Here is an 11,947-nt window from a genome sequence, read left to right on the forward strand (position 1 = left end):
GCGGTCAGTTGACCTTCCCGTCCGGGCCGGACCAGTACGGCTGGCGGAGCTTGAACTTCTGGATCTTGCCGGTGGCCGTACGGGGGATGGCATCACGGAACTCGACACTCGTCGGCGCCTTGTAGCCGGCCATGCGCTGCTTGCAGTGGGCGATGATGTCGGCCTCGGCCGCCGTGGCTCCCTCGGCGAGCACCACGAGGGCCTTGATCGTCTCGCCCCACTTCTCGTCCGGCACCCCGATGACGGCGACCTCGGCGACCGCCGGATGGCTGAAGATGGCGTCCTCCACCTCGATCGAAGACACATTCTCGCCGCCTGTGATGATCACGTCCTTCTTCCGGTCGGAGATCGTCAGGTGACCGTCGGACTCGTCGATCCTGCCACCGTCGCCGGTGTGAAACCACCCGCCCTTCAGGGCCACCGCGGTCTCCTGCGGCTTGTCCCAGTACCCGTCCAGCACGACGTTCGACCGGGCCAGGACCTCGCCGGTCTCGGAGACCTTCAGCCTGACTCCCAGCGCGGGCAGTCCTGCACGGGACAGCTTGCGCGCCCTCTCCTCAACGGGCAGTCCAGCATCCGCCGCCCTGGACCGGTTGAACGTGAGCAGCGGGGACGTCTCGGTCAGGCCGTAGATCTGCGTGAACTCCCAGCCCAGTTCCTCCCCCACCCGCTGGATCAGCGTGCTCGGCGGCGGAGCCCCCGCGCACACGATCCGTACCCGATCACGGCCAGGGATCTCTCCCTGCCAGGAAGCAGCCGCATCCAGCACCGCCTTCCAGACCGTCGGCGCGCCGCACATGAGCGTCACTCCGTGTCGGTCGACCCGGCGCAGGATCTCCGCGCCGTCGACCTTGCGCAACACCACCTGCTTCACGCCCAGTCCGGCCATCACGTATGGCATGCCCCAGCCGTTGCAGTGGAACATCGGCAGCGTGTGCATGTACACATCGCGCTCCCACACCCTGGTGTGCAGCCCGAAGGTCATCGCGTTCACCCAAATGTTGCGGTGAGTCAGCTGCACCCCTTTCGGGCGGGCCGTGGTCCCTGACGTGTAGTTGATCGTCGCGGTGGCATCCTCGTCCGGGTCCGACCACGGGCGGGGGGCTACACCGAACCGCATCGCTTCGGTCTCGGTCTGCTCCCCGAGGACGAACCGGTGGCGCGCCTTGACTCCGGACAGCGCCTCGTCCAGTTCCGGGTCGACGAACAGCACCGACGAGCCGCTCTGCTGCACCACGTACTCGACCTCGTCGGGCTTGAGGCGGAAGTTGACCGGCACGCAGATCCGGCCGCTCATCGGCACCGCGAACAACAGCTCCAGCAGCCGTGCGGAGTTGTGGCTGACCACCGCCACCCGCTCTCGCTCACCCACGCCCAGCGCGTCCAGCCCCGCCTGCCAGGCGCGCACCCGCTCACCCAGCCGCCCGTACGTCGACTCCGGTACCGGCACGCCTGGCTGATCCGGCTCGTCCACCACACCGGTGTCGGAGGCGAAACCCAGCTCGGCCCGCTCGAGAAAATCGGCGACCGTCATCGGAACACGCATAGCTCACTCTCCTGCATCCGGAACAACTACGTCACGCGGAAGCCCCGTGCTTGCCGGCGGTTCAGCCGGCTAGCCGCTGGTGCTGGCCGTGTCGCCGCTCGTGCCCGCCGCGTCGAGCAGATGGCCGGCCACTGTGCGCGCGCCGTCGTCGCCGATGAGCACGGTGTAATGGTTGACGTCGGCCACCCGGTGCGTCGTCAGCCGGGCGGGGTCGAGGCCGGCGGCGGCCAGCCGCTGCTCGTCGTACAGCCCCTGCGGCTCGTCCATCAGGCCCCGGTCGGCCCACAAAAGACGGGCGGGCAGCTCCAGTTGACCTGCCGCAGCCAGCACCTTCGGATCGCACAGCACCTGCGTGCCGTCGACGCGCACCGCGTCGCGGACGCAGGACGAGCGCAATCGTGGTTCCGCGCCGACGAGGTCGCGTCGGATGTAGGCATCCACCCACGGCGACCACGAGCCGGAAAAGGCCGGATGATCCCGCCAGTAGTCACGGTATGCCTGCCGGTCGGGGAAGGTCATGGCCAGCCGGCGCATCGCCGGGCCGATGACGGCGTCGAGGAGCACGTCGGGGTCCAGATGGGTCGGTGCGGGGAAGCCGAGCCCGCCGTCGACGAGGACGAGCGAGGCGAACCTCCCAGGATGGTGCACGCCGGTGAACGCGCTGACGAAGGCGCCCATCGAGTGGCCGGTGAGCACCGCCCCCCGCAGCCCGAACGCCTCGGCGATCGACGCCACGTCCGCGGCGTGTGCGGCGATGCCGTACGGGCCGGGCAGCGACCGGCTGCCGCCGCGGCCCCGCAGATCGGGCGCGATCAGAGTGGCCTGGCCCGCGAGGTGGTGGGCGACCCGGGCCCAGGAAAGAGCGTTGGCGGTGATGCCGTGCACCGCGAGCACAACGGGGGCGCATGGCTCGGCCGCAGGCCAGCGCAGCACAGCGAGTTCGCCGCCGCTGACGGGCACGCTCAGTTCTTCGTACGGATCGGTCTCCGGCGTGGCCTCGCGGCGAGGGGCCTCGGCGTGACACGTCAATTTCGGCGACTCCTCATCTCGTCCCGCACCGAATTGCGAGCGTCCGGTCGCGTGCCGCGCACCATATGGCCCAGCGAACGGATCCGACATGTGCTCGGCACATGCAGGTGGCCTCGGATTCGTGTGGTGGGTCCATGTGGTCGAGATACAGTGTGCGCCCGTCGTGCACCTCACGGTAGAGGCGAAGCAGGTCCGGAGAGGCGAAGCAGGTCCGGCAGACGCCATGCCGGGTGTGCCGCCCCACCGCCTGACGAAGGCCCCGCCCGGACAGCCGGCGGGGTCGCTGCCTGCTACGGCTACTCGACGGCGGCTGAGGCCGAGGCCACTCGCGCACTCAAGCTCGCCGGAGTCCTTCCCTGCGGCGGTCGCAGTGGAGGCGACTGGGCCGAACACCGCAGGCTGGTCGCGCAGGACGGCCAAGTCCGCGATGGCCTGGCCGCCGTCGGCGAGCATCACCGCAAGGTCCACCGCGATCCGCTCCGGAGCGTGCCCGGTGCCACGAGGCAGCAGACGCAGAGCCTCGGTGGTCGTGCGCACCCAGAGAGTGCCTTCCTCTGCGAGACGACAGAAGCCCTGGACAAGCCCTATCGGACCAGGTGAAGGCCCTTTCACTCCGTCGCTCAAGATCCGGGGCTCAGCCACAGCATTCAGTGCCTCGCCACGCACGTCCGCTCGAGTTCCCGGTGCGGCGATGACTAGTTGAGCGCGGTCCCGAGCCTCCAGCTTGGCGAGTAGCCGTCCGATGTGGGTCTTGAGCTACGGAGGTGATGACGTCCGGTGGTGGGTCGATTCCGACGGCTTTGTTTTCGGCTCGGCCCCTTTCATCTCAGGACTAATGCGACATTCCTCACAGATTGGAATTGTTAAGCAAGGCGACAGGCCTCCCTTAGTGTGGTCGGACATCAGGCGTAAACCGGATAGCCATCTCCATCGAGAACCGGAGGATCCGCGGCCGGGCGACGGAGCCCGCCGCCAGACCGACCTCCCGGAGGACTTGGAGCGACCGGTTACCCCTGGGCGCTGACGCACAGGGAAGTAGATCACCAGCGGACCCTGACCATGGATGCCGCCTGCCGTCGACCGGCAGCGCGCCTGCGCTCAGCCCTGCCTCGACATGACCAGTACCAGCACCGATTTGAGCACCGAGTGGTGCCGACGGAGGGAGATCTGTGGCGTCGGCCAGAATCAAAGTGGTGACGGCAACCGCCCTCACGGCGGCGATCGCGGGAGCCGTGCTCACGGCGTGCGGGCAGCACGCAGGCGGGCACACACCCCAGAGCTCGCCCAGCAGCGTGACTCCCTCGACGACGCTCTCCTCTTCCAGGCCGCACTTGTCGTCCCGGGCGCCGTCGCCCTCGTCCGCTTCCCCGTCCGCGTCGACATCCGGCCGCACGGCAGGAGGAACGCAGTCCGGCCGCAACGGAGATTCCGCCGCGGTGCCGTCCGGGCCCGCTTCGCCATCCGGCTCGGCGAATACCTCCGGGCAACTGCCGAGCGCCCCGACGGGCTCCGACGCGCTGGTCGGCCACGGGGTGGAGGGCCGCGGCAAGTCCGTAGCGCTCACTTTCGACGACGGCCCAGACCCGCGGTGGACCCCGCAGATACTCGCGCTCCTCGCTCAGCATCACGCGAAAGCCACGTTCTGCGAGGTCGGGCCGCTCGCCCAGCGCTACTCGTACCTGACCAAGGCGATCGTCGCGGACGGGGACCGGCTGTGCGACCACTCGGTCCATCATGACGAGCAGCAGCACCGCAAGTCGGTCGAGTACAACATCCACGAGATCGTCGACGCCAAGCGCGAGATAACCAACGCCGCGGGAAACGGCGTGAAGCTGATGTACTACCGGGCACCCGGCGGCGACTGGAGCCCGACGATCCGGGGGATAGCCGGCGCCAACCACCTGCAGTCGCTCGGCTGGAGCGCTGACGCCAACGACTGGCGGCGTCCAGGTGTGGACGGCATCCTGCGCAACATCAACCAGGACTTGCGACCCGGCGCGATCATCTTGATGCACGACGGCGGCGGTGACCGTTCGCAGACGGTGCAGGCGCTCGCCCGTCTCCTGAACCAGCTGGACGCTCAAGGCTACGGCTACGGCTTCCCGGCCTGAGCTCGACGCTGTCGGGAACTTGCAGTCGTCGAGGTCGTTCGCTGACGGCCCGCCCGGTTCTCAGCCGGGGGACTTCGCGGCGGCCCAGGAAGTCCTGGAAGGCGGCCGGGGGCGAAGCGGAGTTGGCCATCAGCACATCGGGGCGTCAACGACCAAATCCCTGAACACTGGTGACGCTTCCTCGCTCCCGATTCGGGGCTCTGCATGGTAGCCCTCCCAGACAAGCACGCGAGGAAGACCCACAAGGCACAGCGCCTCGGCGAAGAACAAAAAGCCGCAGGCCGGGGCCACTTCTACGCTTGACAGGCCCAGCCCTCATGGGTGGGTGGGTGGGATGATGAGGCTTGTCCAGGGCTTCTGTCATCACAGCAGGAAGGCACTTTCTGCTTGCCGGGTCCCGTCTTCTGGCCGATCTCGCCGATGCCACCGGCCGGACCACGGCCGTCACCGACGCGCTGCGCCCACTGCGCGCTGCACCGACTGCGACCGCGTGGCACCGGTCACGCCGGTGGCCACTTGTGGCCGAGATCGCTTACCCGGCCCGTCGTTCCGCGTCCGACAGGACCGCCAGGGCCCGCGCTGTGATGTCCTCGACCGGGCCGACGGCGTCGACCGTCAGAAGGATGGCCGAGTAGTGGGTGAGCAGGGGTGCGGTCTGGTGTTGGTACACCCGCTGCCTGTGCCGGATGACGTCTTCGGTGTCGTCCGGCCGGCCGCGGCCCAACAGCCGGGCCACGGCTTCTTCGGGAGCGGTGAACTCCAGCACCGCGTCCAATACAAAGCCCGCTACAAAGCCCGCGGCGCCCAGCATGGCGGCGAGTACCCCCGCCTGCGGCACCGTACGGGGGAACCCGTTGGCCGCCTGGGTGCCCGTGCCCGCTCCAGGACACTGCTCGCGCTGGAGCCGAACGGATACTCCCCCTAGGTGGGCACCTGCCCCTCGCGCGCCCTGATCCATTCATCGATCGACGACGAGTTCATGGCCCGCTGCGCCGAGCGCACCGAGGCCATCGTCAGCGGCGACCCGCTGGACCACGGCCACCATGATCGGCGCCCAGGCCAGCAACGACCAGTACGAGAAGATCCTGTCCTACATCGACATCGGCAAGAAGGGGCGCCGAGCTCCTGACCGGCGGCAATCCCCACGCCGTTGCCGGTCTGGAGGGCTACCGCATCGAGCCGACGATCTTCCGCGGCACCAACGACATGCGGATCTTTCAGGAGGAGCGCCCGGGGACCCGCGAAATGCTCGGAATGACGCGTGGGTGTGCGATCAGCACAGCGCCCCAGCTCTCAGGCACTGCACGTGCTCGTCTGGCGCGAGAGGGAAGACTGCCCCGAGGACGCCACCTTCACCTGATGCTTCTCGAATCCCCGGAGCCTCGGCATGGCAGAGTCTTCGCACTGCGCCAAGTCACGGTGCGAAGACTCTGGAGGCAAAACAGTCCCCGGTAGTGCTGCGCGTGTCCTGGGGCTTCAGTCGTCACTGTCGCCTCGGTATCGCGCCGGCTTGCCGGGGGCCTGAACCACATCCTGTCCAAGTCGCTCCGCCGACTAGACGTCCTCACCGACTTTGCGACTCTTTCGGTGTTGTGGTCTAGTCACTAGAAATCACACTATTTGCGCAAAGTCAATAGATTTACCGTAGATCCTTTGACGTTTGGTGGCACCGGTGCGCGACCGGCCCCTCTGGGATCCGGCGACTAAATCATCCGCCCACGTGAAAGGCTTGATCGACTAACCTCAGGTCGCGCTCGCCGACCACTCCGATGCCATCACACGCACACACGCGGACGGCATCACGATCTCGTGCTGCTGCGCCTGACCCACCTCGCCGCGACCAACGCCCTCGTTGCGGGTGCATTGAGTTCGACTACCGAGATGGCGGGCCGGCTGTGTCGGGTGTGCTCGGAGTCGGAAGCCGCGGCAAGCATCGTCCGATCGGGCACAGCGACGCCGCGAGCCGTGAGGCCCGCGAGCACTCCAGCCGCCTGACGACCGGTGTGGCACAGGATCGCATCGAGAATCCCGTCGTCCACGATCGCGTGTGTGATGTTCTCGCCGGCGCGCTCGGCCGACCTGTAGACACGCGGCATGATCCCGGCGCACTCAGAGGGCGGTATGTGACGTGATGTCGCATCTGTCGTCACCGGAACGTGTGAGACCGCCGCATCAGCGCTGATCAAGAGGCCCGGCCGCGCTGGAGTGTCTCCCGTGAGCGACCGCCAGCCCTACAAGAGTGACTTATCCGAGGAGCGCTGGGCCCTGATCGAGCCCGTGATCACCGCCTGGAAGGCCCGGCACACCTCCGTCAGCGGTCACCAGGGCGACTACGACATGCGGGAGATCGTCAACGCCCTGCTGTACCAGTCCCGCACCGGCTGCCAGTGGGACTACCTCCCCCACGACCTGCCGCCCGCCGGCGCGGTGAAGCCCCCCAGGCTTTCGCCCATCCCGCTCTCACCAGCGTCGCGTTCGACCTCGACCGCGCGCTGGGCTGACGGTTCGGACCGGCCCGCCCTGACAGTCAGCGGCTGCCTTCGGCACCGGCGTCCCTGTCTGCCCATACAGCAGACAGGGTGACGGGATCCTTCACCTGCGCTCCGCTCGGACTGACCCGTTCGAGTCACATGTGGTCGGTAGAGGCGGCGTTCTCGTCCTGCTGGGGCGCGCCACGGCGGTAGAGCAGGGCGGTGACAACCAGGCCGATGAGGAAGATGGCCGCCCCCCACGCGTAGGCGGTGGTGTAGCCCTCGAGGTTGGCCTGGGCCAGGACGCCGGGGTCCTTGGAGTCGCGGGTGGAGAGGTAGGCGGTGATGGCGCCGGCGGCCATGGTGTTGAGCAGGGCGATGCTGATGGACCCGCCGATCTGCTGCATCGTGTTGACGGCGGCGGATGCCGCCCCGGCGTCGGAGGCGGCCACGCCGGAGGTCGCCAAAGTCATCGCGGGCGCGATGATCACGCCCAGTCCCATGCCGAAGATGACCAACTGGGGAAGTATCTGCCCGACGTATCCACTGTGGAGGTCCAGCGTGGTCATCCAGACCAGACCGACGGACGCGAGGGCCATGCCCAGCGGTACGACCAGCTTGGGGCCTATGCGTGCCACCAGGACGTTGTTGGCCACCGCGGAGGACAGCGTCATCGCCGCGAACATGGGCAGGAAGGCGAAACCGGTCTGCAGGGCGCTGTAGCCGTGGCTCTGCTGCAGGTAGAAGGTCAGGAACAGGAACACGCCGAACAGGCCCGCGCCGCTGACGAAGAGAGCGGCGAAGGAGGCGCCGCGGTTACGGTCCAGCAGGACCCGCAGGGGCAGCAGCGGATACGCCGCCTTGCTCTGCCACCACAGGAAGAGGGCCACCAGGACGGCACCGGCCGCCAGCATGCCCCAGGTCGCCACCGAACCCCAGCCGTGCGTCCCGGCGTTCGAGAAACCGAAGACCAGGCAGAACAGGCCGGCGGAGACCAGCAGGGTGCCGAGGACGTCGAGCTTGGCGGACGTGTCGCGCGGGGTGCGCTGCAGCAGCGCCGCCCCGCCGATGAACGCCACCACCGCAAGAGTCGGGTTGACGTACATGTTCCAGCGCCAGTCCAGGTACTGGGTCAGTGCCCCGCCAAGGACCAGGCCAACAGCCCCGCCCGCAAGGGCGACCGAGTTCGCGATGGTGAAAGCCTTAGCCCGCTCGCGCTGATCGGTGAAGGTGGTGGTCAGCAGCGACAGCGTGGACGGGGCCAGCAGGGCAGCGAACATGCCCTGGATCACGCGCGCGGTGACGAGCATGAGGAAACTGTGCGCCGCGCCTGCGACCATGGAAGCGGCCGCGAAGCCGGCCAGACCCACCAGGAAGGTCACCTTGCGTCCGACGAGGTCGGCGATCCGGCCGCCGAGCAGCAGCAGGCTGCCGAAGGCCAGCGCGTAGCCGGTGACCACCCACTGCCGTTCGGCGTCCGAGAAGCCCAGTTCGTGCTGGGCGGACGGCAGGGCGATGCTCACGATGGTGCCGTCGAGGACGCCCATCAGCTGGGCGACGGAAATAACGCCCAGGATCCACCAGCGGCGTCGCTGTGACGGTCCGACAGGCACCTTCTCAGGTGCGGCCTCAGCGCCGCGAGCGGCGGCGACGGCGTTCTGGGACATGGGGGACAAACCCTCCAGGCAGGGAACGGGGTACTCGCTTTTTCATCACTGTCTGCGACCCCCTGTGAGACAGGTTGACTCACAGGGGTCTGTGAGTCAACCTGTCTCACAGGGACGTACGTCACACCGCGCCACCCGGGGCATGGAGCGCGCACCCCCTGGGCGAGTTGTCGTTGGCGGCGGTCGCCATGGACTCGCCGGCACCCGGCCTGGCCGCGGGGCTGCCCGTACCCCTCCGAAGTCGCGTGGACGATCACTGCGCACAGGAAGAGGGCGACCCCGCCACCGGACAGGCCCAGGAGGCGCCGGCGAGGCCGCCCTAGGCCGACGCCGATCGCATGCCCGGCGGGGTTTTGTCAGTTCTGATGCAATCATCATTTGTCGGCTCGCCGCCTGGCGCGACGAGGGAGTCTTCGCCCAGCTCAACTACGACCTCACGGGCCTGGCCCGTGTGAAGGAAGGCCGCAAGCCCGAGCCGACCGCCTCCGTCATCGACACCCAGAGCGTCAAGACCTCCACCAACGTGCCTCTGGCCAGCCAGGGAACCGATGCCGCGAAGAAGGCATCCGATGCGAAGAAGGAGTCAAGCTGCCAGGGCGAGGTGGGGTTCTCGCGTGGTTGGGAAGGTCACGGCCTCGTTGAACGGGACGCGGTGGAAAAGGCAGTGGTGAAGGCAGCCGATCATCCGGTTGAAGAGGTTTCTCTGGGCGGCCGTGTGTCGATCTCCAGCCTCACGTCGACGGTCGTAGTGGGCCCGAGCTCCCTCGGAGTGGGCCATCGCCGAGAAGGCCCACATGTAGCCGACGCCGGCCAGTCTGGTTCTTCACCCTGCGGGCCGCGACGGACACGCTCTTGCCGGAGGCCCTTGTGACGGGAGCGGATCCTGCGTACGCCTTCAGGCCTCTGGCGTCGGCGAACCGGGTCCGGTCGTCGCCGATCTCGGCCAGAACTCGGGCCCCGCTGAGCGGGCCCAGCCCGGGAAAACTGGTGATGATCTCAGCGTCAGCGTGGGCCTCGAACGCCCGGACTGCGGCTTCGGCGAGATCGTCAGCACTCGCGCACGCGGCCTCCAGCTGCCGAAGCAGCGCGAGCGCCTGGCGCCCCATGGCCTCCTCGACAAGGGGTAGATGGCGCATCTGAGAAGCGCGCAGCGCGCCATGCAAACGCTCGACCTCCCTGTCGATGGTGTTCTTCCGGCCGGCCTTCTTCAGCACGGCCCGCAGCTGCGCCCGGGTCAGCTTGGCCGCCTGGTGAGGGGTGGGCGCCGCGGCCAAAAGAGCCCGGGCTATGGGGTGATAGATGCCCTCGCGGCGGTGTCCGACGGCGGCCAGATAGCTGGGGAAGTACTCGCGCAGGTGGGAGGTCAGCTTGTTGCCGGCCTGGGTTCGGTCCCAGACTGCGTCCTGCTGGGCACGGGCAAGGACCGCGACGGCCTGGGCCACTTCGGAGTCTGCGGGAAGCACGCGGTGAGCTGCGGCATCGGTGCGGAGGATGTTCGCCAGCACCATGGCGTCCAAGTGGTCGGACTTCTTGCGGGAGACCGTGTGCCGGTCCCGGTACCGGGCGGCGGCCATCGGATTGATGGCGTAGACGGGGCGGCCCGTCGCCCGCAGGCAGGCGACCAGGAGTCCGCGGGAGGTCTCGATGGCCACCGGAACGGGATCCTGCGGGGAGTCGCCTTGCTCGGCAAGCATACGAAGCAGCTGGTCGAGCCCTTCTGCCGTGTCATCGATGCGAGCCCTGGCGAGCAGTGAACCCGTTTCGTCGATGACGGCTATGTCGTGGTGGTCGCTGGCCCAGTCGATGCCGCAGAACGCTCTCACTCGCCTCACGCTTTCTCATCGGACCTGTGTTGTGGCTGGTCACAGCCGTGCAGGGCATGCGTCTCTCTAATGGAAGGGCTCGGTGGCCCGACATCCGATTAGCCGTTCATGACCCCAGCGACCTCCGGGGCCCTCGGTCTTGATCGGAGCTGGATGGCTCCCGAGCACGTAAGAGGTAGTTCCCGCAGGGGGCTTGGACCACGATCATCATCGGTGGTCAAGTGATCGCTCTCGACGCCGACTGCGAGCGTCAGCACACGTCAGTCTTCTTTGAGGGCTCAAGGCCCGGATCGTCGGCAGACGTTGTGCTGACGCCTGCGGCCGGCGCCGAGGAGGCGCCTTCAGCAACCTCAGCTACCGCCCATTAGATCGTCGGCCGGAAACGGGGCATCCTGACCGACACGATCGGCCTCATCCTCGCCGTGACCGTCGCCGGCGCCGGCCTCTCCGAGAACGCAATGGGGATACGCCTCCTCGACCAAGCGAAAGAAACCTACCCGACCATCGCGAAAAGCTGGGTCGACACCGGCTTCAAGAACGCCGTAGTCGAGCACGGTGCCACCCTCGGAATCGACGTCGAGGTCGTCAACCGCAACTCCGAGAAGTGCGGCTTCTATGTCGTGAAAAGGCGCTGGGTGGTAGAGCGCAGCATCGGATGGATCATGCTTCACCGGCGCCTCGCCCGAGACTACGAGACCCTCACCGCCAACTCCGAAGCCATGATCCACATCGCCTCGATCGACAACCTCACCAAACGTATAACGGGCGAGACCACCCCTACCTGGCGAGGAACTTACTGGGAGATAGGGGGCAATCTTCCTAGATCAAACGCCCTCTCACACCATGCGCAGTACGTCGCCTCGCTGTCGATGTTCCACGCGTTGGGGTCGGTTCCGCGCAACAGCACGATCGATCGGGCACGGGATGCGGCGAAATGCTCGTAGATGCGCCAGAAGCTGGAGCCCTCGTCCTCGGTGGCCCAGCCGGTGAAATCCGGGCGGCTGGGATCGCGTCCCAGCGTCACGTACGGGATCCCACGCCGTTCGAGGAGGCCGATCACCGGATCGTCCACGTGCGGCATCGTCACGATGTAGCCATCGAGCGACAGCGCCAGTGGTGGTGTCGGCCGCTTGGTCGGGTCAGGCACGAGCATCACACTGAGTCCGCGATCCATCGCCTGCGCCGAGGTGGCGCCGATGTAGCGATTGAAGGCTCCCCTCCCTGAAGGACTCCGTTGGGAAATCCGTGAAACGGCCGCGTGGGCGGTGCTTATGCGGCCAGGTCGAGCTGGGCCAGGTGT

Annotated in this window: 6 protein-coding genes and 6 pseudogenes; 5 read left to right on the top strand and 7 right to left on the bottom strand. The window is 67.6% G+C overall.

The features are described from left to right. Window positions 1–4: 4 nt before the first annotated feature. From ACIBJF_RS32525 to ACIBJF_RS32535, 3 genes and pseudogenes are all read right to left on the bottom strand, one after another. Window positions 5–1,546, bottom strand: coding sequence for an AMP-binding protein (locus ACIBJF_RS32525; RefSeq protein WP_399179108.1), 1,542 nt, complete (start codon window positions 1,544–1,546; stop codon window positions 5–7). A gap of 69 nt (window positions 1,547–1,615) precedes the next feature. Beyond that, window positions 1,616–2,575: an alpha/beta hydrolase gene (locus ACIBJF_RS32530; RefSeq protein WP_399179123.1), complete on the bottom strand. Its 960-nt coding sequence runs from the start codon at window positions 2,573–2,575 to the stop codon at window positions 1,616–1,618. A 360-nt stretch (window positions 2,576–2,935) separates the two neighbouring features. Continuing rightward, window positions 2,936–3,085, bottom strand: a pseudogene (locus ACIBJF_RS32535) (IS1380 family transposase); the annotation flags it as partial. A gap of 926 nt (window positions 3,086–4,011) precedes the next feature. On the opposite strand from ACIBJF_RS32535, the gene ACIBJF_RS32540 reads away from it, so the two are divergent. Then, complete coding sequence (locus ACIBJF_RS32540) at window positions 4,012–4,686, top strand: polysaccharide deacetylase family protein (protein ID WP_399179110.1); 675 nt, start codon at window positions 4,012–4,014, stop codon at window positions 4,684–4,686. A gap of 532 nt (window positions 4,687–5,218) precedes the next feature. Here ACIBJF_RS32540 and ACIBJF_RS32545 read toward each other — a convergent pair. After that, the gene (locus tag ACIBJF_RS32545; RefSeq protein WP_399179112.1) at window positions 5,219–5,644 is read right to left on the bottom strand and encodes a nucleoside monophosphate kinase; all 426 of its coding nucleotides are present in this window, start codon (window positions 5,642–5,644) and stop codon (window positions 5,219–5,221) included. Here ACIBJF_RS32545 and ACIBJF_RS32550 point away from each other — a divergent pair. Further along, window positions 5,612–5,913, top strand: a pseudogene (locus tag ACIBJF_RS32550) (aldehyde dehydrogenase family protein); the annotation flags it as partial. The gene ACIBJF_RS32545 and the pseudogene ACIBJF_RS32550 sit on opposite strands and share 33 nt — an antisense overlap. 572 nt (window positions 5,914–6,485) lie before the next feature. On the opposite strand, the gene ACIBJF_RS32555 reads toward ACIBJF_RS32550, so the two are convergent. Next, the gene (locus ACIBJF_RS32555) at window positions 6,486–6,782 is read right to left on the bottom strand and encodes a substrate-binding domain-containing protein (protein ID WP_399179113.1); all 297 of its coding nucleotides are present in this window, start codon (window positions 6,780–6,782) and stop codon (window positions 6,486–6,488) included. Window positions 6,783–6,900: 118 nt separating this feature from the next. Between ACIBJF_RS32555 and ACIBJF_RS32560 the strand changes: the two are divergent. Continuing rightward, a pseudogene (locus ACIBJF_RS32560) lies at window positions 6,901–7,113 on the top strand (transposase); the annotation flags it as partial. Window positions 7,114–7,312: 199 nt separating this feature from the next. Here ACIBJF_RS32560 and ACIBJF_RS32565 read toward each other — a convergent pair. Next, entirely contained in the window at window positions 7,313–8,824 is a 1,512-nt protein-coding gene (locus tag ACIBJF_RS32565; protein WP_399179115.1) for an MFS transporter, read from the bottom strand. A 388-nt stretch (window positions 8,825–9,212) separates the two neighbouring features. Here ACIBJF_RS32565 and ACIBJF_RS32570 point away from each other — a divergent pair. Then, window positions 9,213–9,404, top strand: a pseudogene (locus ACIBJF_RS32570) (IS5/IS1182 family transposase); the annotation flags it as partial. 3 nt (window positions 9,405–9,407) lie between these two features. Here ACIBJF_RS32570 and ACIBJF_RS32575 read toward each other — a convergent pair. Further along, window positions 9,408–10,647, bottom strand: a pseudogene (locus ACIBJF_RS32575) (IS110 family transposase). A 368-nt stretch (window positions 10,648–11,015) separates the two neighbouring features. Between ACIBJF_RS32575 and ACIBJF_RS32580 the strand changes: the two are divergent. Further along, window positions 11,016–11,444: pseudogene (locus ACIBJF_RS32580) on the top strand (transposase); the annotation flags it as partial. Window positions 11,445–11,947 lie beyond the last annotated feature (503 nt).

This window comes from Streptomyces sp. NPDC050743 (genome assembly GCF_044456925.1).
Taxonomy (GTDB): Bacteria; Actinomycetota; Actinomycetes; order Streptomycetales; family Streptomycetaceae; genus Streptomyces.

Coding starts and splice junctions, on each gene's coding strand:
- ACIBJF_RS32525 (WP_399179108.1), bottom strand. CDS start 1,546: ATGCGTGTTCCGATGACGGTCGCCGATTTTCTCGAGCGGGCCGAGCTG.
- ACIBJF_RS32545 (WP_399179112.1), bottom strand. CDS start 5,644: ATGGATCAGGGCGCGCGAGGGGCAGGTGCCCACCTAGGGGGAGTATCC.
- ACIBJF_RS32555 (WP_399179113.1), bottom strand. CDS start 6,782: ATGCCGCGTGTCTACAGGTCGGCCGAGCGCGCCGGCGAGAACATCACA.
- ACIBJF_RS32565 (WP_399179115.1), bottom strand. CDS start 8,824: ATGTCCCAGAACGCCGTCGCCGCCGCTCGCGGCGCTGAGGCCGCACCT.